This window comes from Methanosarcina acetivorans C2A (genome assembly GCF_000007345.1).
GTDB classification, from domain to species: Archaea; Halobacteriota; Methanosarcinia; order Methanosarcinales; family Methanosarcinaceae; genus Methanosarcina; species Methanosarcina acetivorans.
The window spans coordinates 1,547,369-1,572,830 of sequence record NC_003552.1 but is presented as its reverse complement, the minus strand read 5'-3'; the positions used below and the strand labels follow the sequence as shown (position 1 = coordinate 1,572,830).

The window sequence follows — 25,462 nt, the reverse complement described above, 5'->3', positions numbered from 1 at the left end:
GATATAAAACCGTATAGGTAAACAATAGTGAAACTATGTTTTAAGCACTTTTAAATCTGCGCTTAAAATTCCAATTTCGGACCGTTATTGGGAAATTCAAAAAAATGTTCAAAAAATGTTCAAAAAATGTTCAAAAAATATTCAAAAAATGTTCAAAAAATGTTTAAAAAATGTTTAAAAAATGTTCAAAAAATGTTTAAAAGATGTTCAAAAAATGTTCAAAAAATGTTCAAAAAATGTTCAAAAAATGTTCAAAAAATGTTCAAAAAATGTTCAAAAAATGTTCAAAAAAGTTAAAAGAATGTTCATGAAACATGATCCAGATTTTTAGTGGCTGTTCCAATAGCCCTGATGTTCGACCAGATTTTTTTGTCCAGATGCGGGGAGCCATATTATTGCTCAAAAAGGATGGAACTCGTAAAATTCCGCAACATTAGGGACACTTTCAGGTAATAAAATTATGTAAAATATAAAAGGCAGAAATATTCTGCAGGTTCAAACTTAACTCCCTTTAATACCTTTTTGAGTATTTTTCAGTATATAAATAATCGTTATAAATCCAGGCAATAAAATCGGACCTTTTTAAGAATATAACACGAAAACAAAACATTAATTTACAGGTGGTAGTAGATAGGTTGGAATTTTTCCCGGAATATAGAAATTTCGGAAAATGAAAGAATTCATATGCATCAACAGGACCTGGAAAATCCCTAACAAGTCTTCAAAAAAAGATATGCAAAGAGCTTGTAGAAGATATTTCAAAAGCCTGTTAATCAAAGCTATAAAAGTTACAGATGAGTGTAGGGATAAATGTAAATTAATTTTGGTGATTTAGTGAAAAATTTAAGTCGTCTAAAAATGGTTATATTCGTGCTGCTGATATCAAGTTACCTGTGGATAGGAGGTGCATACGCAACCCCGGCTACGGAGAATTCAAAAACAGTTGAGAATATTAATCAGGGCAGTATAATCCTGTTTTCACAGAACTACTCCGAAACAAATAATCTTCCAGCTAATGTTTTCATCGCAAGGGTTCAGAAAGAAAAACCTTACGATAAAATATACTCCACAATATATGCAACCCAGGAATCGGAAGTGTGTTTCAATAACACTTCAAAAGGATTGAGGTATACGAATATAAGAGACTCTCCTCTAATTCCATGCAGTTTGCTTCCAGATATGGACCTTATCTCTTGTTTTGGAATCAACGAATACCTGAGGCATTACAGAAGTAACCTGGATATTTTCACTTTTTGTCAATGTACCTCTGTCCCCATAATTCACTATCTTGAGGAGCCAAGACAGGCCGGAGCCCTGTACATATGCAAGCTCGCACCAATGGTAAAATGTGCCTATGAGATCTCGATGGATGTATATGCGGATGATCCACAGAGCTTTATTGAACTGAATAGCCCCGGTTCAAGACTGATAATTCAGGAAAGAGAGGGACAGACTTTACTTAAAAGCTATTATAGAGGCTCTTCAGGAAAGCTCAAATACCAAAAAATTATTCTTGGCGATGCATCAGAAAAAGCAAATTTCAAAGTAATCTTTGACGGCATCAATAAAACAAACACCATTTACACAAAGGACGGCAGTTCCATAGTTACCCCGTTCTATAACCTTGGCAGGCAACAGCTGCCCTATATCGATTTTTCAAACGGGTATATCAAGTTCACTGCGTTTATCCTTGGAGAAGGAACCTATTTTGACGTTGACATTTACAGCATCAACCAGACCGCAGAGAGAAAACTTATAACCGCAATCGGGGACAAGAAGCTAATCCCATTCGGGCTTGACGGACCTTTGCCATTGAACACGACCGGAGAAGGAATTGAGTACCTGAGCAGTAAAGGATATAGAGGTACGATGTGGTTTGATGAGGGAATGTGTGAGAAGGCAAATGATACATACATAGCTTATCTGCGCGATCTGGTTGTTAACGATTCCTGGGAAGTTGGCATACATTATACAAAGGAGTTAAACAGCCTTCCACTTGAAGAAGCATACAGAGTTATGGATGAAGAATACTCATATGTGTATGAAAAAATAGGCCAGCCACCTACAAGCTGCTGCTGCCTGAGAAACCGGGATAACCTTACGCATGCGATCTATGCATATGAAAACCTGAAGATGACCTGGAGAAACGGAGATGCAGCAATTCACGCAGAAAAGGAAGTAGGAAACCTGTACGATGATACATGGGAATGGTGGGAGCCAGCGTCAAAAGCAGGCATGTCCTATCCGGTGTTCTCCCATCAGCTCGATGTGGAACCTGCAATAAAATACTCAATCAGTCGCTCGAAGTTCCGGGAATGGGTGGATAACTACTACGCAAACAACATGACCATAGTGCCATTTTATGAATATAACCAGATAAGCCGCAATACATACTATGCAAGCTTTGAAAACCTGCAGTACGACGAGAACCTGCTTTCGTTCGACGCACATACAAATGGTTTCAAGGCTCTTGTAAACATAAACATTCCTGCAGGAAACGACACACAGGTCTATGACACTACACTCGAAAAGTATCTTGACTATGAAACCGAACAGGACAGGTCAATTAATTTTTGGGTTGAAGACAGCCACAATTATAAGGTATATATAAACGGGGTTGAGTAAACAGAGTTGAGTGAAGTATAGAATTCCAACCAGAAGTCTAACCGCAGAGGCACAAAAAAGAAGGCAGGTACTTCTTTGTGTCTGTTTGTGCCTTCCATGTTAGCTTTTCTTTTATCACTGTGCCTCTACGTTATCTTTTTTCTTATTACCGTACCTTCCATGTATTTCTGTTATTATTGTGCCCTTTTAGGTTAGTCTTTTTTCCATTCTCTTTTCTCAAATGCAGTAATGCATCATAGAGTCAACACACTCTATATTCCAACAGTCAGAGTAATTTTCTGCCAGCTACTGTGCCTTGAATTAATTGTAAATAATTCCTGCACCGATATTATTGATACCCGCAAACAGGCTTACTGATGGAGATCTGCTTCGTAAAAAACTATTCATACGGTACAGCCTGGAAGGGATCTCCTGACACGGGGAAAAGAAGGAGAAAGGAGTAGCAGTTAATCGGGGAGTAACAACCATGGATAAAGAAAGAATTTCCTATCACGAGTCCGTTCAAAAAATGTATGAGCGGATAAAGAAAGATAATATGACAAATGTATGGGATCGTTATGAAGCTCAGGGAATAGGCGGAGTTCCGGACAGGAGATGTACTTTCTGTATGGCAGGAGCCCGCTGCGACCTCTGTTCCAATGGCCCCTGCCGTTCGGATGCTGCAAAGGACAAAAGAGGAGTATGCGGAATCACCGCAGACGGGATGGCAATGCGGATGATGCTTCTCAGAAATGTAATGGGGGCTTCGACCTACCACTACCATACCGACCAGACCATCCGGACTTTAAGAGAAACCGCAAAGGGAAAAACCCCTTACAGCATCAGAGAACCTGAGAAACTGAGGACATTTGCAGGCAGACTCGGGATAGAAACCCTCGGAAGTGATTCCGAAATTGCCCTTTACCTATGCGAATTTGTGGAAAAGGATTTTAACAGGCCTGCATACGAACCAAGCAGGATTGTTGAGATCCTTGCCCCTCCTGAAAGGAAGAAAAGGTGGGAAGAGCTGGATATATTCCCAGGCGGGATTTACGGGGAGATGATGCTTTCAACAAGCTCCTGCCTGACAAACGTTGACGGATACTATGCCAGCCTGGCCCTGAAAGCTATGCGCCTCGGGATTGCAATGGCATACCAGAGCCAGATCGTAAACGAATACTGTCAGGATATCCTTTTCGGAATCCCAAAACCTCATACGATGAGGGTCGACCTCGGGGTGCTTGACCCCGAATATGTAAACGTGCTTCCGAACGGGCACGAACCTTTCCTGGGCTTTGCCATGGTCCAGCTTGCAAGAAAGCCCGAATGGCAGGAAAAAGCAAAAGCAGCCGGAGCAAAAGGCCTGAGGGTCATTGCCAGCATAGAAACCGGGCAGGAGATGATTCAGAGGTGGGAAGAAGATGACGCTTTCTACGGTTTTACCGGCAACTGGATTTCCCAGGAGGCGGTGCTTGCAAGCGGGAGTGTGGACCTTTTTGCCGCAGATATGAACTGCTCGCTTCCGGTAGCCCCTCTCTATGCCGAAAAATACGGGTTCAAACTCATGCCCGTAAGCGAACTCATAGCATTTGAAGACATCACCGAGCGTCTGAACTATAACCCTGTGGAGGCTGGAAGACAGGCAGCAAAACTCCTGAATATGGCAGTCGAAAACTTCAAAAACCGAAAAAACTCGGGAGAACCCGTATTAAATCTTCCGGTAAAAGAAGCAGTCGTCGGTTTTTCAACAGAGAGCATACTTGATGCCCTTGGAGGGACCCTTGACCCGCTCCTTGATGCTATAAAAAGCGGTGCGATTAAGGGAGTGGTCGGGATGGTCTCCTGCACTACATTAAGAGACTACGGGCAGGATGTGCACAGCGTTGCCGTGGTAAAAGAACTGATCAAAAGGAATATCCTTGTCCTCTCCCTGGGCTGCGGGAACGGAGCTATGCAGGTGGCAGGCCTCTGCTCCCCCGAAACCAGAGAGTTTGCAGGAGACAGCTTGAAAGCCGTATGTGAAGCCCTTGGAGTCCCGCCCGTACTCAGCTACGGGACCTGTACCGATACCGGAAGGCTTGCAGACTTTCTCGGAGCCATCTCCGCAGTCATGGGAGTCCCTATCCCTGATCTCCCGATTGCTGCCGCGGCTCCCGAATACATGGAGCAAAAAGCTACGATCGACGCCATCTTTGCCCTGGCCCTGGGGCTCTACACTTATGTGAACCCTGTCCCGACCGTCACCGGAGCCCCTGACCTGGTCAAACTGCTTACGGAAGACTGCCGGGAAGTTACGGGCGGGGTCCTGAATGTGGAAAAAGATGCAGTAAAGGCAGTTGATGGGATAGAGCAGCACATCATGGAAAAGAGAAAGAAGCTGGGAATCTGAGAGCAATTTGAGAGCGGGATTTGAGAACAGGATTTGAGAACAGGATTTGAGAACAGGATATTAAGAATTGAAGCCCTGAAAAAAGAGGGCTAAAAATTCAGATGTATCCGATCTAATTTACTTTCTATTTTTTTAACTAAACAAACCGGAATCTGAAAAATCAAAGCTCTATAGATTCTCCAGGGTCCAGAATAATTACTTTCGTATCAACTTTCGCTTCAACGGCTTTTCTGAAAACTTCAGGGTCCTGTTTGATGACATCAAAGGTGTTATAATGCATCGGCACAACAATCTGAGGCTCAATGAGTTCCACGGCCTTTACGGCCTCCTTTATCCCCATAGTAAACCGACTTCCTATGGGCAGCAGGGCGATTTCGGGTTCGTAGAGTTCTCCGATAAGCTGCATGTCCCCGAAAATCCCCGTATCTCCGGCATGATAAATTGAATGCCCACCAATGCCTATCACAAACCCTGCCGGGCTGCCTCCGTCGAAACTGAAGCCAGAAGCATCAATCGAAGAGGAATGAAGCGCCTGAGTCATTGTCAAAGTGACGCCTTCGAGGTCAACGGTCCCGCCTTTGTTCATGCCTTCGGCAAAGACTCCTTTTGACTTGATATAATTTGCAACCTCATGGATCGAGATGATCCGGCAGCCTGTCCGGGCTCCGATCTCGATGGTATCTCCCAGATGGTCGCGGTGCCCGTGAGTCACAGCTATGATATCGGGATTCAGCTCCTCGGGGGTACAGGGAGCTTTCGGGTTTTCGGAAATAAACGGGTCGATCAGCAATTTTTTTTCGGCTTCGAGCAAAAAAGCAGCATGCCCAAGCCAGGTTATTTTTAAGTCAGCCATCTATTTGCCTCTTGTCCTTATCTTTTTGTCAGAACGTAACAATGCGTAATGTAATTTTCTATAATAAACGGATAATTATTACACAACACACTGTTCCGACTGATATCAGAAGCACACCTGGAGATGAATACAGGGTAACATTAATATGTGCCCTTAAGTGTAATCAAGTGAGAATGCTTGAGTGTAACCGGATGAAAATGAAGATCGGCCTCGTAATCCACGGCCCCGAAGTAATTGATTCGAAAGAAGCGGAAATAGTCCTGCAAAAACTTTCTTGCCTTGGTGAAGTAAAAGCAGAACTTGGCGGAGCCATGGGAAAGACAGCCGTCCTTGACGCAGGACTTGAACATGTTATAGACATAAGCCGGCACCTGAAGCCGAGCGCCTGCATCGAATCCTTTTTTGAAAGCTCAGACCTTGTCTGCCTCCTGAACAGAGGAAAAACAGTCGAAACGGGCAAAGTGTTCGGAGCAATGGTCACCTCGCACCTCAAAGAGCCTGAAAAGAAATCCCTTATCCAGATCGAAAGCCCAGACTGTGCAGGCGGGAAATTGATCCCCCTCAATAAAAAAGCCGTATCTCATCTGGAAAAAATCTCCGAAATCTTCGGGCTGCCTGCCGAAACCCCTCTCCCCTTTCAAGATTCGGTTTGCCTGGAAACCTGCCCCCAAACCGGCAAAACCCGAACTATCCGCGAAATCTCTGGAGTTTTTCCCGGAGAAAACATCCTTGTGAATGGAATCGTGATCGGAAAAGCCCTCTCTTCCGGGGTCAGAATAGTTACTGAAAACGGCTTCGTTACCGCAATCGAAGGCGGAGAAATAAAGGAGCACGGCCTCGAAAAACTCCATAATTACGAAAAAATGGATCCAGTTGACCTTGCCGGAGCCTGGGTAAAAAGCGGGGAGATCCGAAGAAGCAGTTCCTTCCACCCGGCTGCCCGAAAGGAAAATGCCAGCGCCCGAAAAGCGAGTTCTCATTCCGGGCCCGGGACAGGAAAAGTCGTGCTGATAGACCACGCCGCCGAAAATTCCTATGAACTGGCCTCCGGAGCGGAACTTGCAGTCACCGTCGGAGACGATACCACAGCCATAGCGGGCGATATCCTCTGCCGGCTCGGAATCCCGATCATTGGGATCACTGACGGGGACTGCGATAACGTCACCTGCGAGACAAAAATCTTTCCCGGCTCGGTTGTCCTCAGGCTGATACGAGGGAGCGATGATATCGTGGGCAAAAGAGTAAAGCAGGAACTCCTGAGAGGTCAAAATTCAGCTGTTTTTGAGAACCTTTTCGCCTTTAAAGAAGATGTGCTGAAACTGGCAGAGCTGTCGATAGAAGATGTTTTTGAATACTAGCATAGCAGACTCCCTTGAAATGGAACTTATGATTCCCGGGTACTGAATGCAGTTTCGTCTTTTGCAGCAATTTTATGGAAATGTCCGCAATGAGTGCGGAAACAAATTCCTGCTAAGTTAATAACAAAAGGAGTAACTCTTTTAATAATGGATGGAAAGGCGGATAAACGGATGTTTCAGCCAAATTTCAAGTACACAAACAAAATCATGCGCCTGCTTGCAAGGATCCAGGCTGCCAGGGAAGTCATCATAAACAGCCCTCTGATTCCGGCATGGGAAAAACAGCTCCAGCGAGAAGCCCTTATAAAGCAGACCCACCACACGACAAGTATCGAGGGAAACCCCCTGACTCTTGAGGAAGTTGAGCTTATTATAGAGGGAAAAGAGGTCCTTGCCCACGAAAAGAACAAAAAGGAAGTCCAGAATTATGTGGATGTACTGAAATATATCGATTCCTTACCTGAAAACGGACTCATAACCGAAGAGTTTCTCCTGGAAATCCACAGGCTCACGGCAAAAAATATCCTTCCTGATGATTCTGCCGGCAACTACCGGAAAGTGCAGGTCGTTGTCGGAGACCCGAAAACCTGGAAAGTCACCTATACCCTCCGGGACCTGCTGAAGTCCCTGCCCTGGCAAAAGCCCTTGTCGAGTGGCTTAACAGCGAAGATGCCCTTGACCTCATGCCCGCCGTGTAGGCAGGAGTTGCTCATCAGGAACTTGCCAGAATCCACCCCTTCGTTGACGGAAACGGGAGAACCGCGAGGGCTCTTGCCAGCCTGATCCTGACAAAGAGAGGCTTTGATACCAAGCGGTTTTTCGCTCTTGAGGAGCACTACAACAAAGACCGGCCCTCTTATTACTCCGCCCTTTCAAGTGCGGATGCCGGGGACAGAGATTTGACCGAATGGTTCGAATATTTCCTTTTCGGCATTGCCGTGGAAATCTCAAGAGTCGAAAAAACGGTCCTGAAGCTGAGCAGCGACCGTTCGATGAAAGAAAAATTCGGACAGATAGGGTTGAGCAGCCGGCAGGTAAAGGCGATTGAATATTTAAAAGAAAATGGTAAGATCACAAGCAATGAGTATCAGGAAATATGTGATGTCAGTCAGTCCACTGCAAATCGTGACATCCAGGATATGCTTGACAAAAAACTCCTGAAATAAAATGGGAAAATCGGTCAGCAGGTAATTTACGTGCTCAATTTCTGATTGGGGGCCATTCAGAAGCTATTCAAAAGCTATTCAAAAGCTATTCAAAAGCTATTGATTATATGTAGCATGTGAGCAATTTTTATATTTGTTCATTCAGAGATCACTCTGGCTTCTTTTTTAATTTCATCAATCAGGTAAGGACTTATCGATTTCTCAGTAAGTAAGTCGACTTTTATACCCAGGTAGTCAGAAAGCTCCAGTTCTATATTCACCAGAGTGAGCAGGCTTTTCCGTTCGGCAAACTCAACCAGGATGGCAATGTCGCTTTTTGGTTTCTCTTCTCCCCTAACGTAAGACCCAAAAACAGATACTTTACTTGCCCCATATTGTTTTAAAAAGGAAGAAATTTTGCGAAACAGATCTTCCCTTTCTCCCACAGTGTGCATGTGATATATCTCGTTTTTTTCAATTAAAATCTATCCCGCCCGAGTTTCGCTTCGGGATCACAGGAAATCGGAGATTTCCTGGGAGTTGCACTGCAAGTGCAACAGCACGAGGTCCTTTTCACTGCGCTCAAGAGGACTAAATTCTAGATATTTCTGACCCATAAAACGTCATTCGCTGTTTTATGTCGTTCTTGCCACGCTCGACGAAGGAGAGAGGTCTGACAACAAATATCCCTAAACCAAGAAAAAATCAAAGAGACACAGAATTAGAAATTATCAATATAATGGTCCATTATATAGATCCGATTGAATTACTTCTTTATCCAGTCCGTATTTTATTGAGATTGATCTCACCAAGTCTAAAAACCATTTAGGTGCCTTAGGAGAAACAAATATTTTTTCAATTAATATATCTAGAGAAACCGGAACGTAAATTCCATTTGTTATTTCGTTTTTCTTCATTACGAACAAAAACGATGGCCCGAATTTCATGTTCGTATTCAAAACTTCGTCTTTTGTACACGAAAGGCTTGTATATGTATAATTTATTTCCCCAAGGTATTGAATCCTCGTTATAATTAAGATACTCTACCTTCCCGATCACAACATCAGGCTCATCTTCAAAAAAGCATTCTTTTAAATTCTTGAAAGTTGATTGGATGGCAATTCCGTTTTCAAGATCCGAATATAGTTTCCACATTGCTGCAGATTCATAGTCATTTTCATGCCAACCGCATATACAGAAATTTCCTAAACCGAATTCACAGACATATAAAATGTCAATCACTTACGAACATGAAACAAAATTTTAAGTATCAATAATACCTATATTTATATATGCCGGGAAAAGTTGTTGGAAAAGTTGTTGAGGGCGTATCATCGTCTACAAAAGTAAAGGCCAGAAAACAAATCGACGATGCCTTGGATATATTGATTGAGACAGGCAATGACTGCGGATGCGTTAAGGACCAGGGATGCTGCCAGGATAAAGGGTGTTGCAGAGAAGGAAAATGCCCGGCCGAAATGCCTGGACTAGAAATGCCTGAATTATGGGGATGCGCTGGTGATAGCTTCTCAATAAATATTAGAGATCATCAGGAACTCATCAAAGAATATATAGTAGAAAATAAAAAGTCTGTTGTAAAATACTTTAAAGAAAAAGGCGTGAATTTAGAACAGTGAATGGTGTTGTTCGCGATATAACTTTTTGGCTCTCTAAGTGGGGTAATTGCAATCGTTTTCTAAAATTATAATTATTTTCTAAATATGAGTGCAATACTTAGAATGTTTGAGTACATTTAATAATTAAATGCATTTGTTTGGAAAATGACATCCAAGATGGATGTTTGTCTATTCTGGATGGTCACTTTTCAACCGGGGAATTATTTTCATCCCACTCAAAACAGCAAAGAGCCAGATTTGTTAATTTTCTTTTCGATAAAAACATAGCTATGCGAAGTGGGATAAATCATGATTATATTCAAAAATGAACAATATCTTCCCTGTTCGATACCTGAAATTTCATACACGTATGAAAGAAAAGTAATATCTGATAAAGAAGCCCCGCTCTATTTAAGAGAAGATTTATTCGTTTATCCTATGAATGCAGGGTTTATTGTTGAGAATAATAATGGTCAATTCCTGACGGATTCCATTGGTCTTCTACAGCTAATTCGTGGAAAAAGTGTGAATGATCTCTGCCATAATGAGAAAGATTTAGAAGAGATTGAACAATATTATCGCTATGGTTTAATAGGATACGAAAAAAACACAACTGCTAAATTAGTGATCCCGGAAGTAAGTCAAAAATATTTTGATTTTTATGAGAGTTCACAGACTACATGGTTTTGCCATATCCCTTTAAAAATTGAACTTGACATAACAAAAAAATGCAATTTTCATTGTAAACACTGCTCAAGGGAAGCTTCTCCGACAACAACTGAAGGTGAAATGTCTCTTCAGAATTATGTTGATGTCATCCAGCAGGCTGGTAAAATAGGAATTCCTGAATTCTCATTCATGGGAGGAGAGCCAACCTGTAATCCATCGTTTATTGAATTAGCTACTATTGCAAGAATGTCAGGAATTCGTACTCTGTCCACAAGTACAAATGGTTGGCTAATAAATGAAGAATTGGCAAAAAAAATTGCGATTTTATTTGATTCGGTGCAGGTAAGTATACATGGAGCCGATAGTGAAACCCATGACGCTATTGTTGGCCGTCCAGGAGCATTTTCCCAAGCATGTAAAGCAATAGAATTGCTCAAGAAACATAATGTTTCTTCATTAAACATTTCATGTACGGTTATGAATGAAAATGCCCACCAGATGGAGGCAATGATCCAGCTTGCAAGAGATTTGCAGGTAGAATCAATTCGTTTTCTCGTTTTATTCTCTAAAGGAAGGGGTAGCCAACTCAGTCAATGGAAAAAAGAGGAAAAAACGGAAATGGCAAATAATCTTAAAACCTTAAGCGATAAAAATATAAATAACTTAAAAGTTGAAAGCGGGGGTTTTCCTCCCTACTACAAAATAGGGAATAACGCAGCAATATACGGCTGTCCAGCAGGAAGATCTCTGATGTATATCAGTGCAGATGGAGACGTGCGAGCTTGCGGTAACCTGGACCACACAATCGGTAATATCCGCGATATGAAAATCATGGACCTATGGCATAGCGATACGATGATTTCATTACGGAAAAAGCCCGCTTGCGATTGCCCATATACGGATATATGTGCCGGAGGGTGTCTTGCAAATGAGTATTGGAGTAAAATGTTCAACATTAATATAACTCCAATAATGACGTAATCTCGGACTTATTAATTTCTCGATATCCTGTCGTGACTTGAGAACAGATTTCTATAAACAAACCATACTCGATATATACTCGATATATTATTCAACGAATAGTGATAGGATAAAGAGATCCGATAATGAAGTTGATAAACTGCTTATGGTTAAAACTGCTTATCACACTTTAGACTTCATTTTCGGAAGGTACTGATTGATACTCAAAAGCTTCGGCATCCTAATTGCGATTCGGAAGCTTGCAGTCTGTTTCGACAGAGTTGCGGCTCTGCAGTGTGCTGTCTGTTTCGGCAGAGTTGCGGCTCTGCAGTGCGCTGTCTGTTTCGCTTTGCTCAAGCAGACTATTTGTGGGTTGAGAAGTGAGCTTTGCTCAAGCGGATACTTGATGCTTAGAGTCTGGAACTTTGATCAAGAGGAATAATTAGATTTCTCTTCATTGGTCATCGGTTAAGGAGTTTTCTTGCCTGAAAGCTATCGATTTTGCACCAAAAGGCTGCCCTAAATTTTGGCCTTATTACATGAAATCGATACCCAGTTCCAGTCCACAACACATTAAAATTATTGACAATTGTTGTGAGAATGGAGGCAATTTATCACGATTCCTCACTTAACCGAAGACGCATGGATTTCTCTTACCCGTGCAACATCATTCACTGAACCAAACTATTCTTGTCCCGCTCGACGCAGGAGAGCGATCTTTCCCGCGAAAAAAAGGGCTCATTTGAGATCAGTCAGCAATACTGATCGATTGCCCTGGTCCCGCATAAATCCTGTCTAATTCGTCGGGTTAGGTGCAGGCAGATCTGAACAGTTTTAGCCGGGTCCCCTAACAGTAGATAGAAAATACAAGAACTAACGGGATAATCCACAAAACCAGACAAACTAAAAATTAATTAAAAAGTTCAAGATCCCGAACAAAAATTTGCTTTTTTCATATAGATCTATACTCAGTTATTTTAAAAATTTTTTAGCGAAGATCCATTGCTGCTTACGTATGTAGTATACAGAAATAACCGAGGCCCATGAAAAAAAAGCAATCAACATGAGTAAATTAATGGGACCAATGGAATACGTAAACAATAAAAAAACAGTGCCCATAAAGAAAAATAAAGATAGTAACAAAATTCCCAAACCTGCATATATTTTTATTTGATAGTTGAAATAATTAAAATTATATATTTTATCTTCACATGGGTCAGAACCAGCACCTTTCTCTAATACTGTACGTATGTTTATACTATCTGAGGAACTTAAAGAATCAGAAGAACTGTAGGAATTTTTACCATCAAGCGAATATAAAGATTCTTTATTCCAGAATTCAGTCTTTCTTTTAAACATCATTCATAATAGCTTAATTGTAATACATATAATTAATTAATTTTGCTGATATTTATTCAATTGAAGAATTAGAAACACATTCTTTACAAAACATATAAAATTAATTCTAAAAAAGTAGTTAATTATGGAGCTCATCCCAAAACCCATTTTTATTTTCAATACATAAATATTCAGAATTGTCTCATAGTCATAAGTTCAATTGGTCGCTTAAAATACGATATACAGAGAAGCAAATTTTGAGTTTTGGGAAAGGCTCATGAACAATATAAAAAATACAGGCGCATATGAAGATTGAGATTTATACTTAAATTTTGATAGTCCAATATTAAGATAGATAGAAACTCTTATTACATTTGAAGTTAAATTTCAAAGTAGCCAGGGGAAATGGGGGTTTCTATTCTGAATATAATGCTAAAACTTCAGGACGCTGCCTGCAGCCTGCAGGATACTGTTAAGAGTTTAATTCCGTGCCTGCTTCAAGTAAAAGATAAAGAGGAAGAAAAAAACTGCCCGCACAGGATAAAGCAGACGAAAAACCGGAAAACAATTGTAATCAACTGCAGGGAATGCGAAGCCGGGTCTTCCCTTAATGATCCGCAGTGCAGGGAAAATATCTTCGGCATCCTCCGGAGGGAGGTTCATGCCAATTGTCTTGTACTCTCAAGGCTCTATGAACGGGACTACGAAGGAAAATCCCTCTCCTTGCTTTATGATTTGGCAGGTTTCAAAGGAACCGTTGCTGCTTACAGGAGCATTGAAGTTGTGCCTGAAGCATGTGCCTGTCCCGAAAAAAAGGCGTGCAGCCTTGAGCGAAAAGAGATAATTGCTTCTCTCTCCGAAACCGTGGGAACCGATCCCTTAAAAGCCCGGCTGGAGCTAGGAGAGCTTATTCACAAAAAAAAGGCTGGCAGAGTTCCGGAAACAACTTCTATTTGTCTTGAATGCTCGGAGTGTTTCTATAGCATCCTGAATGAAATTGAAGAAAAAATATCCTGTTTTCCTGAAGTCCAGGTTACCAGAAAATCAGGAAAGAAAATCGAGACCCTTATAAAAAATACTCCGGGAGAAATAACTCCTGCTTCCTTATCCAGAAATGTTTCGCTCTCACTTTCCGGGGCTGGAAAAAAACAGGAGAACAATAGACAGGAAAACGAAAGAAAAGAGAATCAGAGACAAGAGAACGAAAGAAAAGAGAATCAGAGACAAGAGAACGAAAGAAAAGAGAATCAGAGACAAGAGAACGAAAAAAAAGAGAATCAGAGACAAGAGAACGAAAGAAAGGAGAACAAAAAGCCAGATGATAATTTTTTCGCCTACGAAAGCAGGATCAAATCTCATGTCAGGCCGCCTTTTTCCAGTTCGCGAATTTACACCGAAGCTCCTGAAAATACCGAATTTCTCGAATGTTATGACATAAACGGCAGAGAAGGAAGAAACCTTGAGGTCACCATTTACCGCTACACAGACAGGCCTGAAAGACTTTACATGATCCGGCCTCCCGAGTATAATCTCAGGCAGGAGGAACTCAGGCTCCTTGAGAAAATAAGGAGAAAAATGATCCGGCACAGACCAAAGGACCTCGCCTTTGCAGACCCGACCGGAGCCAGGGAGTACTTCAAACGCCTAGCAAAAGACTTGCTGGGGGAAGAACTTCTCGAAAGCGGGAAAGCCTGCAGCCCGGATGAGCTTGAAAGCTATGCCGACCTCCTTGCAAGGTATACGAACGGGCTAGGGATCGTAGAAGACCTCCTTTCCGATGCGAGGATAACGGACGTGTACATCAATGCCCCTGCGGATACAAACCCCGTGCACGTTGTGATGGAAGGGGAGGAATGTACGAGCAACGTCTTTCTTTCGCAGGACGACCTTGACGCCCTGGTCTCAAGGTTCAGGACAATTAGCGGCAGGCCATTTGGAGAAGCTGTCCCCGTGCTTGAACTCAACCTTGAGGCTTTCGGGGTAAGGGTATCCGTAATAGGAGACCCGCTAAGTGCAAACGGGCTTGCTTACGCTTTCCGAAAACATTCCCTAACACCCTGGACCCTGCCGAAACTGATCAATACAGGTTCGATTTCTCCTTTTGCCGCCGGGTTTTTGAGTTTTCTTATGGACGGGCAGGCTTCGGTCCTTGTTGCCGGAGAAGTGGGTGCCGGAAAGACCTCGCTTATGTCAGCAATGCTGCTTGAGATCCCTCAGAAGTACAGAATCCTTACAATTGAAGACACACACGAACTCCCGACAGAACAGCTTCAAGAACTGGGCTGGAAGGTACAGGGGATGAGTTCCCATTCTTCGGTTCTGAAGTCAGGGGCGGAAATGAGCCCTGAAACCGCGCTCCGGGCTGCCCTACGGCTCGGGAGTTCTTCTCTGGTGCTTGGGGAGGTCAGGGGGCCGGAAGTTAAAGTGCTCTACGAAGCCATGCAGGTAGGAAATGCCGGAAACTCCGTTATAGGAACCATCCACGGTTCTTCCGTTGAAAACATATACGAGAGAGTTGTGCACACCCTTGGGGTTCCTCCGGCTTCTTTCAAAGCGACCGATGCAGTGATAATCTGTTCAGGAATCAGGCCCGGGGGGAGTATGAAAAAGTTGAAGCGGGTGAGCCGGATTTCGGAAGTAACCGGCAAGTCGATAGAAGACCCCGAACCATCGGAACTCTTCAGAGATATCATGTATTATGGTGCTGCTCAGGACTGTCTGTTTGCAGGAGAGGTGCTCGAGCAGGGGCAGTCCGAACTTATAGGGAAGATTGCCCGAAAATGGGGGATTTCCATTGACAGCGCCCTGAAAAATATCGAACTCCGGACAAGGATAAAAGAAAGGATTGCAGCTGAAGGGATTCACAGGCCATTCCTGCTTGAAGCCGAAGCCGTAAGCGAGGCAAACAATATGTTCTGGCTGCTTTCGGATTCCATAAAAGCAGGTAGTGGAAGATTTGAAACTGACAACGAACCGGCTTCAAGGGATGAAACTGAAGAGCTTTACAGACAGTGGGAAACCTGGTTTGAAAACTTTTCCAGGGTATGCACAGGAGCAGAGAAAAAAGGGACCGGAAAAAAAGGAACAGGGAAACAACTAGCTAAAGAAAGACGAACGGTACCGGAAAAACGGCCGATAGAAGAAAAACAAACAGCAGAAATAAAACAACTGACACAGGAAAAACTACTGGAAAAGGAAAAACTACTGGAAAAGGAAAAACAGTTACAAGAAACAAAATAACTGCCTGAGAGGAGCAGAGAATGGAAGTAAGCAGCTGGTACGTTAGAGCCTGCAAGACCACGGCGAAGCAGTGGATATGGGCTGTTCCTGACCCTGAGGCTTTCAGCCGGAAATGCGAAAAAAGCGTGAGCCCTGAATACAGAGATGCCCTCAGGTTCACGGGTTTTGACCTGGACGCGTTTGAGACAGTTTTATTTTCTTACGTGGGGACATTTATAACCTTAATTTTGCTGCTAGGGACAGACCTTTTCCTTCTTCTTTCCCGGAGTTTTGAACCCAGGACTCTTTTCATAATGGGAACCCTGACCTTTATCCTTCCGCTGATAGTTCTCTGCTATCTGAGCGAGTATGTGAAGATAAAGGCCAGCTTTATGAAAATCTCCTCCCTCGGGGACATCCCTGAAATCCTGAGCTATATCATCATGTCAATGAAGCTGGTCCCCAATCTGGAACATGCTGTTCTTTTTGCAGCCCGGAACTCGGAGAGACCTCTTGCCATGGACTTGAAAAAACTGACCTGGGACCTGAATTTGAGGCTCTACAGCAGCATGGATGATGCTCTCCTTTCTTTTGCCGACCTGTGGGGCAGGAACAGCGAATATTTCAAACGTTCTCTCCACCTGATCAAGAGTTCCACAGCCGAGCCCGACGAAGCCCAGAGGGTCATCACCCTGAACCGCGCCCTTGACGTCAGCCTTGAAGGGACTGAAAGCCTGATGGAGGCTTTTGCCGAAAAGCTGAAGACCCCAAGTTACATCCTCTACTCGATTTTTATCCTGATCCCCCTTGCCCTTGTCGCTCTCCTGCCTGCGGTCACGGTTGTGGGGATGAAACCCGAGATTACGGACCTGATCCTCCTCTACGACTTTGTCTTTCCCGTCCTTGCAGCGGTATATTCGGAGTATATCCTGATGCAGAGGCCTGTTGCCTTTATCCCCAAACAGATCCCGGATTCCCACCCTGACCTTTCGGACATCGTGCAAAAAAAGCGGTTTGCCATAACGCTTTCAGTCCTGGCCTTCTTGCTGATAGCCCCTTCAGGATACCTCCTGCTGATGATAGGAAACCCGGGAGAAATGGTCTCAACCGAACCCCTCAGAGGGTATCTTCCCCCTACTCTTCCCCTTGTTGTGGGAGGAGCCGCAGGAATCTCGATTTACCTGTACTTCTCGTCTATTCCATATAAGAAAATAAGAGACCGGATAAAACAGATGGAGCTGGAATTTGCAGATTCCCTCTTTGTGCTAGGAAGAAGGATTTCGGAAGGAAAAGCCCCGGAAGAAGCCTTTGCCCATACCTCCAGAACCATGGAAGGCTCAAAAATCGGGGAAGCCTTTGAGGAGATTTCCATGAACCTGTTCAGCATGAGGACAAATCTCAGGGATGCGATTTTTGACGAAGAGTTCGGAGCTTTCAGACACATATATTCCGAGAGGATAAGAAACACAATGCTCCTCTTTACGGAAAGTGTCCATAAAAACCACGAAGCTGCAGGAGCTTCGATAATCAAGCTTGCAGACCACTTAAAAGAACTCAGTGCCGTTGAAGAGAGGATCAGGCGTTCCCTCTATGACGTCACTTCAACAATGCGTTCAACTGCTGCAATCTTTGCCCCCCTTATTGCAGGAATTACCCTTGCCCTTTCCGAAGTTATCACAAAAATCCTGAACCAGGTAGCAGAAAGGGTAAGCAGGGTCCCTGCAGACCTTTCCGGAATGCCTGTAGAAATCAGTCCCGAAAGTTTTTCGCAGTCCATTCCTCCGGACCAGTTTCTGCTTGCGATAGGGGCTTACGTTATAATAATCAGTGCAATCCTCACCCGCTTTGCAGGAGCCATAGAATACGGAGGGGATAGAGCACAGTTGAAATACGACCTCGCCTGCATGCTCCCGATTACGGTGATTATCTTTGCAGTCTCGGCTGCGGCTTCAAGGGTTATCTTCAGCGGGATGGTGTGAGGTTGAATGATTCCTATGAGCTATAAAGGAACATGGACGCGAAAAGCCCCTCAATTACGAAAAAATGGACCCTGTTGACCTTGCCGGAGCCTGTATAAAAAGCGGTGAGATCCGAAGAAGCAATTCTTCATTCCCGGCTGCCCGAAAAGAAAATACCAGCGCCCGGAAATCGATTTCTCATTGCAGGCTCGGGACAGGAGAAGTTATGCTTATAGACAACGTTGCCGAAAATTCCTACGAACTGGCTTCCGGAGCCGAACTTGTGATCACTGTCGGAGACGGCACCACAGCGACACCAAGACCATAGCGGCAATATCCTCTACCGGCTCGGAATTCCTATCATTGGAATTACAGACGGAGACTGCGATAACGTTACCTGCGAGACAAAAATATTTCCTGCACTCAAATGGACTCGGGAGCAAAAGATTAAGGGTTTCCATTAAGATCCTGGATAATTTCCAAGACTATTTTTTTGAGAGCAGGAATATCCTCCTTTATGGTATCCCAGACAGCATTGATATCCACACCGAAATAATCGTGGATCAATTTATCCCTCATACCCGCTATTCCTCTCCAGTGGACCTGTGGATACTTATCTCTCAGAGACTTTGATAGGTTTTTAGTAGCTTCGCCTATTATCTGGATTTGCCTGATAGTCGCATCCTGAAAAAGGCTATTTGATAGGAACTCTTCTTCGGTAAGATCTTCTGTATATTTTTCAATCAAGGAGACTGACTGGAGGATGTGGTTGAGATATACTCTGTCGTCCTTTTTCATTCAGAGATCACTCTGGCTTCTTTTTTAATTCCATCAATCAGGTAAGGACTTATCGACTTCTCAGTAAGCAAATCGACTTTTATGCCCAGGTAGTCAGAAAGCTCCAGTTCTATATTCACCAGAGTGAGCAGGCTTTTCCGTTCGGCAAACTCAACCAGGACATCAATGTCGCTTTCCGGTTTTTCTTCACCCCTAACGTAAGATCCAAAAACAGATACTTTAGTTGCCCCATATTTTTTCAGAAAGGAAGAAATTTTGCGAAACAAATCTTCCCTTTCTTCCACAGTGTGCATGTTGATATATCTCGTTTTTTTCAATTTAAATCTATCCCGCCCGAATTGCGATTCGAGATAAAAGGAAATTGGAGATTTCCTGGAAGTTACGATGCAATCGCAATAGCCTGCAGTCCGTTTATAAAAGGTTTAAAATTAATATAACCGTTTTTTATCCCATAAAGATTTCGCAGATTTAAAACCATTCAAGAGTTCAATACACGATACAATACAGATGACTCTAAAGATTTAACGTTGAGTAAATTCCAATTTCATTTTGGTACTGTGGGATGACCATGTAAAATGAAACAAATTCAAAGTTAGTAAAATAACGGATCACTTGTATACGATATTTTGCTGCAATAAAAGAAACTAAAAAGCGAAATAATTATTGGATAAAACAGAGATTAATCCCGACAGTTTTTCCTAATCTGTCCCTCCAGACCAGTTCCTGCTTGCAATAGGGGCTTACGTTGTAATTATCAGTGAAATTCTTACCCGCTTTGCGGGAGGCATAGAATACGGAGGAGGCCGGACGCAGCTGAAATACGACCTCGCCTGCATGCTCCCGATTACAGTACTTGTCTTTGCGATTTCAGCGGCTGCTTCAAGGGTTGTTTTCAGCGGGCTGGTGCAAGGGAGAGTTAAGTTTCCAACAGGTAATCCCTGAGATTTCAAGCGGTGACGGTGATATAGCTTGATTTTTTCATCTTATTATTCCCTTCTTTATTTGCCACTGTTAAAGCAACGTCGTACACACCAGGATCAGTAAACGTATGTGTTGCATTCATATGTTTTGAATTTATACCGTCACCAAAATCCCAGAGCCAGGAAGTAGGGGCCGGACCAGTACTGGTATCAGTGAATAATACAACTAAAGGCGCCCTACCTGAGGTAACGTTTGAAGAGAAATCTGCCAGTGGCACATTTGGGTCTGTGACCGTAATATAATTGTATTTTGTTATGGTGGATATCGCGCAGCGGTCATCCATGGATAGTGTTACAGTGTACTTACCGGGCTTTTCATAGACATGTGTTGCATATGGTGTTGCAGACTCATTAGCATCCACCATATAAGTTTGAACGACTCCATCGCCGAAATCCCATTCGCGATAGATAGGATAATTTGGAAACTTAGCATCCAGGTCGTCGACGAATGTCACAGTTAGCGGGGCATTTCCGGATGTTATGTCGGACGAGAAATATGCAGGGGTTACAGGTCCGTCCGTGCCCTCAACGAGTACATAACCATATGTGCTTGTAGTATTGCTGCCAATAGAATTACTTACAGTTAAATTGACGGTGTATCCACCCCTAGCATTGTACGTATGCGCTGGATTCTGGACTGTTGAGGTGGCTCCGTCACCAAAGTCCCAGAACCATGATGTGGGTGATCCTGTACTGTTGTCCATAAACAATAAAGTTTCATTTACAGAAATTCCTCTAAACGGCTTTACCTGCGGAGAAAAAAAGTCTGCTACAGGCGCTTGCGGGACAGTAACGGTAATACAATTTGATTTTTTCACCGTACTGCTGCCAGCGGAATTGGTTACCGTCATAATGACGTTATAAGTTCCTGTTCTCGCGAATGTGTGTGTAGCCGTTTGAGAATGTTTTGAAGTAATGCCGTCTCCGAAATCCCAGTACCAAGATGCTGGCTCTCCTCCAGTGCTGGTATCAGTAAATAACACTGTTAATGGTACGTTTCCAGACCCGGATGTTACATTGTTAGTAAAAGAAGCAAATGGGACTACAGATTTATCCGAAAAATCATACATATAAATCTCGCAATAGTATTCGTTTGGATCAGTGTTACGATAATCCTGCCACACTATCCTGTCCCCGTAGATATCAGGCTCCCTCTGATCTGATTTATCAGTTGTTATCTGAGTTTCCATGGAAGTGGAAAGATCATACATGTAGATGTCCCAGTTTCCGTTGCGATTATCCTCCCAAACTATCCGGTCCCCGTAGATTGCGGAAATCGAATGAGATAAGCCATCGGTAGTAACCTGAGTTTCTGCAGAAGTAGAGATATTATACAGATAAATCTCAGATTTTCCACTGCGCCGGTCCATATACACTATCCTGTCACCGTAAATTTTAGGACCGCCTGCTGACCCACTGGTGGTAACTCGAGTTTCAGTAGAACTGGAGAAATCATACATGTAGATATCAGTATTTCTCCAGGTTTCGCTGTCGTTTCGGCCCACCCAAACGATCCTGTCCCCGTAAATAGAAACTGTGGTTGCAAAACTGCCGGTAGTGGCCGGAACAGAAGTAATCCGGGTCTCACTGGAAGTAGATAGATCGTAAACGTAGATATTCCAGTTTCTATTACTTTCATTTCTGTCGCGATCATCTTCCCATACTATTCTATCACCAGAAATTCCTAGAAACTCCTTTTGTCCCTCATTCAAACTTTCATTTGTAATCTGAATTTCAGCGCTGGAAGAAATATTGTACATGTAAATGTTATCCCCACGCACCCACACAATTCTGTCCCCGTAGATATCGGGTGAAGAACCTGATTCATTTGTAATCTGTACTTCTTTGCTTGTAGACAGATCTCGCATGTATATGTAGCCTGTAGCCCAAACAACTTTATCATCATAAATAGCTGGATTGAAACCACTCTCGTCATATGATGTAATCCGAATCTCCTGTCCAGCTGATGCTGTGTTTGAGACAAGTAACAAAAGTAGAAAGGGTAATGAAATAGAAAGACATCTACTTTTCATTTATTTTGCCCCCCAAGTAAGTCATCTATGAAGATCAAACAGTTGATCAAACAGTTTTGAACCCTAATAGAATAATGATAATTAATTACTGATTTTAATTTGTTTTCATTAATATATATAGATTTTTATTTATTTACACAATAGTAAATAAATGATTGACTTAGAGAACAAATAGTAATCTCTGAATCGATTAGTTTTTGTTTTCCATTATTAACTTAACTCAAAGCATAATCATAGAAGTGAGAATTGTAAACTGGAAAATTCAGGAAGCAACCGAAAATATCAGAAAATAAGAGTAGATGAAAAAGATAAGAAGAAGGAGAAGAAGATGGGGATTAATTCCCCTCTCTGTTTTTTACATAAAATTCAGGTATTCAACCTTTTTTACTTCCTTCTATACAGGAATACTGCAAGCAAACCGGCCATCCCATAAATCATCTCAAAGCCCGGCAAACTTGCACTTTCTTTCGGGTCAGCTTCCTGTTCAGCTTCAGGTCCTTCATTACCCTCATCGGTTTCATCAACCGCTCTAGTCTCAGATCCGAGATTTGCTCCCGTTTCAGAGCCTCCCAAAGTACTCTTACTCTCCCCTGTAATAGCAAATGAAGAGAAGCCCGGAGTTTCGGCCGTGAAATACAGGAATTTATCATCTTCCCCTGAAAGGCTGGCTGGAAACTGTTCCCATTTTTCATCTTTATACCGGTTCAGGGAGATTGAAGCCTGATCTATCCCTTTATCCTGTATCCAGGCCTTTTCAACCTTGAAACCGATGACCGGGTTTTCTATATTCTTTGAGCTTGAGGTTTCACCGCTTCCGACCCAGATATTAAAGGACTTGTAGACTTCACCTTCAGGCAACTCGGAGACAAGCGAAGAACTGTTTTTTAACTGCTCGACGATTGTTGTGGTTTTACCCAGAGTCCTCTTTGCGTCAAAACCCACATACACGACACAGGTCGCATTCTTTGTGAAATCAAACTTCACTTCATTTCCGTTCGTAATGAAGACCTGGGAAAGCTCCTTTACTTCAACGTTTTTAGCAGGTTCGGGAGAGCCGCCTCCACCGCCACCACTGCTTCCACCGCTGCTCTTGTGGCTGCTTCCTCCACTGGAACTGGTAGCAACCGGATCTGTGACAACTATATAATCTGTCTTTGTAACCGTATTGTTACCTGCGGAATTTTCCACAGTTAGACTGACTGTGTAATTCCCTGGCTCCGTAAAAGTATGTGTTGCGTTCATAGCGTGTTTTGAATTTATACCGTCACCAAAATCCCAGAGCCAGGAACTAGGAGCCGGACCGGTGCTGGTATCCGTAAATAATACAACTAAAGGGGCCGGGCCGGAACTTACATTCGCAGAGAAATTCACCACCGTTGCATTTGGGTCTGTGACCGTGATATAATGGTATTTTGTTATGATAGAGTTCCCGCCGCGGTTATCCATGTACAGTGTTACGGTGTACTTACCGGGTTTTTTGTAGACATGCATTGCATATGGTGTCGCCGAGTCGTTGTCATCCACCATATAAGTTTGGACGACTCCGTCGCCGAAATCCCATTCGCGCCAGATCGGATAATTTGGTGACTCAGCATCCAGGTCGTCGACGAATGTCACCGTTAGCGGGGCATTTCCGGATCTTACGTCGGAAGAGAAATATGCAGGGATTGCAGGCGCGTCTATGACCCCGACGAGTACGTAACCGTATTTGCTTGTTGTATTGCTGCCAAAAGAATTAGTTACCGTTAAGTTGACAGTATACCCACCCCTGGCACTGTATGCATGTTCAGGGTTCCGGGCTGTTGAAGTGGCACCATCTCCAAAATCCCAGAGCCAGGACATGGGAGATCCGGTGCTATTGTCGATGAACGATACGGTTTCATTTATTGGAATCGACTCTCCAAAATCTCTGAGATCATTTACTTCCGGAGAAAAAAAGTCCGCTACCGGGGCCTGCGGAGGAGTAACAGAAATATAATTTGATTTATTCACCGTACTACTGCCTGCAGCGTTGGTTACTGTCAAACTGACATCGTAAGTCCCCGGATTCGTAAACGTGTGTGTAGCCGTTCGGGCATGCTTTGAGGTTATCCCATCCCCGAAGTCCCAGAGCCAGGAAGTCGGAGTTACGCCACTGCCGGTATCAGTAAACAACACAACCAGAGGAGCAGTTCCGGAAGTCACGTTGGCTGTGAAGTCGGAAGCAGGTGATGCTGAATTATATTTAGCTGTGAGGGGCAGATAGTCATAGTTCTTTTCAGATATTGCATAAGCCGAATCTGCAATACCATCTCCATTTGCATCAACAGCAGTCTGAGAGAACCCGGTTCCATCCGGCTTTGCCCAATAATTGCCTCCAAGATATGGCCCACCAAATATGTTTGTACCCTCAGTGAGGGAGGTGTTCCAGGTATATGTGTCTTCATAGTCTCCAAACTTTACATTCACCGTGTTGTTAAAATAATTATTATAGGCCCCTTTAGTTTCTAAAGAACCAAGCACTTTAAGCCCGCAGTCTGAGCAGTACATTATTTTATTTCCAATTAAACTTGCACCACCGGTTTCTCCGGCTATTACTCCTACACCACAATTTGTGATTTCGTTGTTTTCGAGATCATAATATAAGCCAGAAACATGTATTCCGACATCACAGTTGTTTATTTTGTTACCACTAATAGGTGGCACATATCTTTCATCATAAACATAAATTCCTGTAGAACAATTTAAAATATCATTATCTGTTATTTCATTGTAATCCCCACAACATGCAACGTCTATACCAGTACCACCGGTGATTTTGTTTCCGGATATGATAATACCGGAACTCTCAGATCCTACGCCAATACCACCATTTTCAATAACGTTGTTTGTTATCTGGCTCATATTGTTCAGATAATACTCACTATTACCTAACATTGCGTTATTAACGTAAACACTACCATCTATATCAAAGCCGGTTAGTGTTATCCCAACGTTGCTCAGAATAATAGTTGCCTTTGTGCTGTCTGCCGGTTCAATGAACACGTTATTTGTTTCCGGTTTAATTGTTAACCTTGCTTTTGAAACGTTTATGTTTTCAACATAAGTTCCAGGTTTTATTATTATTACATCTCCGGCTTCTGCACCATCTAAAGCTTCCTGTATTGTAGAATATGATCCACTTCCGTTGCCCACTATAATATCTCTTGCCGATACTGTAGATGGTACCCCAATCAGGAATATCAAAGTAAAAACTATGAATAGAGTTTTACTCTTCACTTTATTTCCCCCACATAGACTCTATTTCTCAAAGATAGAGTAGTATATCCTATACTATCTGTTTTACTTACCCACTTAAATAGATAATTTATAATCAATAATACCACATTTCTTTAAATGTGAATTATATTTATGGTTAATTACACATCCTATAAATAACTAAACTATACCCCCCAATATATAACTACAAGCAAAGTTCTTTCTGACTTTTGCTACTTGCGAACTTAGATTTAAAACTGAGATTTTTAAAGTGAAGCGTGACCATTTATACGCATACAAGATAG

Annotated in this window: 20 protein-coding genes and 1 pseudogene; 13 read left to right on the top strand and 8 right to left on the bottom strand. The window is 42.9% G+C overall.

Going from position 1 to position 25,462, the window contains the following annotated elements; genetic code table 11:
• Nucleotides 1–81: 81 nt before the first annotated feature.
• From MA_RS29755 to cooS, 3 genes and pseudogenes are all read left to right on the top strand, one after another.
• Nucleotides 82–297 (top strand): annotated as a pseudogene (locus MA_RS29755) (hypothetical protein); the annotation flags it as partial.
• 537 nt (nt 298–834) lie between these two features.
• On the top strand, nt 835–2,625 hold the full coding sequence (locus MA_RS06790) for a hypothetical protein (protein ID WP_011021330.1): 1,791 nt from the start codon (nt 835–837) through the stop codon (nt 2,623–2,625).
• A 466-nt stretch (nt 2,626–3,091) separates the two neighbouring features.
• Nucleotides 3,092–4,993: an anaerobic carbon-monoxide dehydrogenase catalytic subunit gene (gene cooS / locus MA_RS06785; protein WP_011021329.1), complete on the top strand. Its 1,902-nt coding sequence runs from the start codon at nt 3,092–3,094 to the stop codon at nt 4,991–4,993.
• A 160-nt stretch (nt 4,994–5,153) separates the two neighbouring features.
• Here the strand turns inward: cooS and MA_RS06780 are convergent, their stop codons facing one another.
• A complete protein-coding gene (locus MA_RS06780) occupies nt 5,154–5,846 on the bottom strand; it encodes a metal-dependent hydrolase (protein ID WP_011021328.1) in 693 nt (230 codons plus the stop codon).
• 173 nt (nt 5,847–6,019) lie between these two features.
• Here MA_RS06780 and MA_RS06775 point away from each other — a divergent pair, with 173 nt between their 5' ends.
• From MA_RS06775 to MA_RS29750, 3 genes are all read left to right on the top strand, one after another.
• On the top strand, nt 6,020–7,204 hold the full coding sequence (locus MA_RS06775) for a DUF2117 family protein (RefSeq protein WP_226990783.1): 1,185 nt from the start codon (nt 6,020–6,022) through the stop codon (nt 7,202–7,204).
• Nucleotides 7,205–7,351: 147 nt separating this feature from the next.
• Nucleotides 7,352–7,987: a Fic family protein gene (locus MA_RS28490; protein WP_083755884.1), complete on the top strand. Its 636-nt coding sequence runs from the start codon at nt 7,352–7,354 to the stop codon at nt 7,985–7,987.
• Complete coding sequence (locus MA_RS29750) at nt 7,933–8,370, top strand: Fic family protein (protein WP_083755987.1); 438 nt, start codon at nt 7,933–7,935, stop codon at nt 8,368–8,370. The genes MA_RS28490 and MA_RS29750 overlap by 55 nt, the downstream gene beginning before the upstream one ends.
• Nucleotides 8,371–8,507: 137 nt before the next feature.
• On the opposite strand, the gene MA_RS06765 is transcribed toward MA_RS29750, so the two are convergent.
• Both MA_RS06765 and MA_RS06760 read right to left on the bottom strand, forming a co-directional pair.
• Complete coding sequence (locus MA_RS06765) at nt 8,508–8,804, bottom strand: nucleotidyltransferase family protein (protein WP_011021326.1); 297 nt, start codon at nt 8,802–8,804, stop codon at nt 8,508–8,510.
• 400 nt (nt 8,805–9,204) lie between these two features.
• Nucleotides 9,205–9,591 (bottom strand): DUF2971 domain-containing protein, encoded by a 387-nt coding sequence (locus MA_RS06760; protein ID WP_011021325.1) that lies wholly within the window; start codon nt 9,589–9,591, stop codon nt 9,205–9,207.
• 50 nt (nt 9,592–9,641) lie between these two features.
• Here MA_RS06760 and MA_RS06755 point away from each other — a divergent pair, with 50 nt between their 5' ends.
• From MA_RS06755 to MA_RS29745, 7 genes are all read left to right on the top strand, one after another.
• Entirely contained in the window at nt 9,642–9,986 is a 345-nt protein-coding gene (locus MA_RS06755; protein ID WP_011021324.1) for a hypothetical protein, read from the top strand.
• A 288-nt stretch (nt 9,987–10,274) separates the two neighbouring features.
• Nucleotides 10,275–11,615, top strand: a complete 1,341-nt coding sequence (locus MA_RS06750) for a radical SAM/SPASM domain-containing protein (protein WP_011021323.1) — start codon at nt 10,275–10,277, stop codon at nt 11,613–11,615.
• Between the two features lie 196 nt (nt 11,616–11,811).
• The gene (locus MA_RS26640; protein ID WP_011021322.1) at nt 11,812–12,036 is read left to right on the top strand and encodes a hypothetical protein; all 225 of its coding nucleotides are present in this window, start codon (nt 11,812–11,814) and stop codon (nt 12,034–12,036) included.
• Nucleotides 12,037–13,337: 1,301 nt separating this feature from the next.
• A complete protein-coding gene (locus tag MA_RS06740; protein ID WP_226990782.1) occupies nt 13,338–16,172 on the top strand; it encodes an ATPase, T2SS/T4P/T4SS family in 2,835 nt (944 codons plus the stop codon).
• A gap of 20 nt (nt 16,173–16,192) precedes the next feature.
• Nucleotides 16,193–18,130: a hypothetical protein gene (locus MA_RS06735; RefSeq protein ID WP_011021319.1), complete on the top strand. Its 1,938-nt coding sequence runs from the start codon at nt 16,193–16,195 to the stop codon at nt 18,128–18,130.
• 64 nt (nt 18,131–18,194) lie between these two features.
• Complete coding sequence (locus MA_RS29315; RefSeq protein ID WP_011021318.1) at nt 18,195–18,437, top strand: DUF2117 domain-containing protein; 243 nt, start codon at nt 18,195–18,197, stop codon at nt 18,435–18,437.
• On the top strand, nt 18,400–18,573 hold the full coding sequence (locus tag MA_RS29745; RefSeq protein WP_394295990.1) for a DUF2117 domain-containing protein: 174 nt from the start codon (nt 18,400–18,402) through the stop codon (nt 18,571–18,573). Before MA_RS29315 ends, MA_RS29745 begins: the two co-directional genes overlap by 38 nt.
• Here the strand turns inward: MA_RS29745 and MA_RS06725 are convergent.
• From MA_RS06725 to MA_RS28475, 5 genes are all read right to left on the bottom strand, one after another.
• Nucleotides 18,557–18,907 carry a HepT-like ribonuclease domain-containing protein gene (locus MA_RS06725; protein ID WP_011021317.1) on the bottom strand — a complete coding sequence of 117 codons (351 nt, stop codon included), beginning with the start codon at nt 18,905–18,907 and terminating at the stop codon, nt 18,557–18,559. The two genes, MA_RS29745 and MA_RS06725, sit on opposite strands and share 17 nt — an antisense overlap.
• A complete protein-coding gene (locus tag MA_RS06720) occupies nt 18,904–19,200 on the bottom strand; it encodes a nucleotidyltransferase family protein (protein ID WP_048066199.1) in 297 nt (98 codons plus the stop codon). The genes MA_RS06725 and MA_RS06720 overlap by 4 nt, the downstream gene beginning before the upstream one ends.
• A 447-nt stretch (nt 19,201–19,647) precedes the next feature.
• Nucleotides 19,648–19,857 (bottom strand): hypothetical protein, encoded by a 210-nt coding sequence (locus MA_RS28480; RefSeq protein WP_011021315.1) that lies wholly within the window; start codon nt 19,855–19,857, stop codon nt 19,648–19,650.
• The gene (locus MA_RS06710) at nt 19,854–21,920 is read right to left on the bottom strand and encodes a PKD domain-containing protein (protein WP_011021314.1); all 2,067 of its coding nucleotides are present in this window, start codon (nt 21,918–21,920) and stop codon (nt 19,854–19,856) included. The genes MA_RS28480 and MA_RS06710 overlap by 4 nt, the downstream gene beginning before the upstream one ends.
• Before the next feature lie 384 nt (nt 21,921–22,304).
• Nucleotides 22,305–25,178, bottom strand: coding sequence for a PGF-pre-PGF domain-containing protein (locus tag MA_RS28475; RefSeq protein WP_011021313.1), 2,874 nt, complete (start codon nt 25,176–25,178; stop codon nt 22,305–22,307).
• Between the last annotated feature and the right edge of the window lie 284 nt (nt 25,179–25,462).

What these genes read in the sequence shown, in the direction of transcription:
- MA_RS06780 (WP_011021328.1), bottom strand. Translation starts at nt 5,846, where the DNA reads ATGGCTGACTTAAAAATAACCTGGCTTGGGCATGCTGCTTTTTTGCTC.
- MA_RS06725 (WP_011021317.1), bottom strand. Translation starts at nt 18,907, where the DNA reads ATGAAAAAGGACGACAGAGTATATCTCAACCACATCCTCCAGTCAGTC.
- MA_RS06775 (WP_226990783.1), top strand. Translation starts at nt 6,020, where the DNA reads ATGCTTGAGTGTAACCGGATGAAAATGAAGATCGGCCTCGTAATCCAC.
- MA_RS06720 (WP_048066199.1), bottom strand. Translation starts at nt 19,200, where the DNA reads ATGCACACTGTGGAAGAAAGGGAAGATTTGTTTCGCAAAATTTCTTCC.
- MA_RS06735 (WP_011021319.1), top strand. Translation starts at nt 16,193, where the DNA reads ATGGAAGTAAGCAGCTGGTACGTTAGAGCCTGCAAGACCACGGCGAAG.
- MA_RS29315 (WP_011021318.1), top strand. Translation starts at nt 18,195, where the DNA reads ATGGACCCTGTTGACCTTGCCGGAGCCTGTATAAAAAGCGGTGAGATC.
- MA_RS06740 (WP_226990782.1), top strand. Translation starts at nt 13,338, where the DNA reads ATGGGGGTTTCTATTCTGAATATAATGCTAAAACTTCAGGACGCTGCC.
- MA_RS28490 (WP_083755884.1), top strand. Translation starts at nt 7,352, where the DNA reads ATGGATGGAAAGGCGGATAAACGGATGTTTCAGCCAAATTTCAAGTAC.
- MA_RS06710 (WP_011021314.1), bottom strand. Translation starts at nt 21,920, where the DNA reads ATGAAAAGTAGATGTCTTTCTATTTCATTACCCTTTCTACTTTTGTTA.
- MA_RS06750 (WP_011021323.1), top strand. Translation starts at nt 10,275, where the DNA reads ATGATTATATTCAAAAATGAACAATATCTTCCCTGTTCGATACCTGAA.
- cooS (WP_011021329.1), top strand. Translation starts at nt 3,092, where the DNA reads ATGGATAAAGAAAGAATTTCCTATCACGAGTCCGTTCAAAAAATGTAT.
- MA_RS06755 (WP_011021324.1), top strand. Translation starts at nt 9,642, where the DNA reads ATGCCGGGAAAAGTTGTTGGAAAAGTTGTTGAGGGCGTATCATCGTCT.
- MA_RS06765 (WP_011021326.1), bottom strand. Translation starts at nt 8,804, where the DNA reads ATGCACACTGTGGGAGAAAGGGAAGATCTGTTTCGCAAAATTTCTTCC.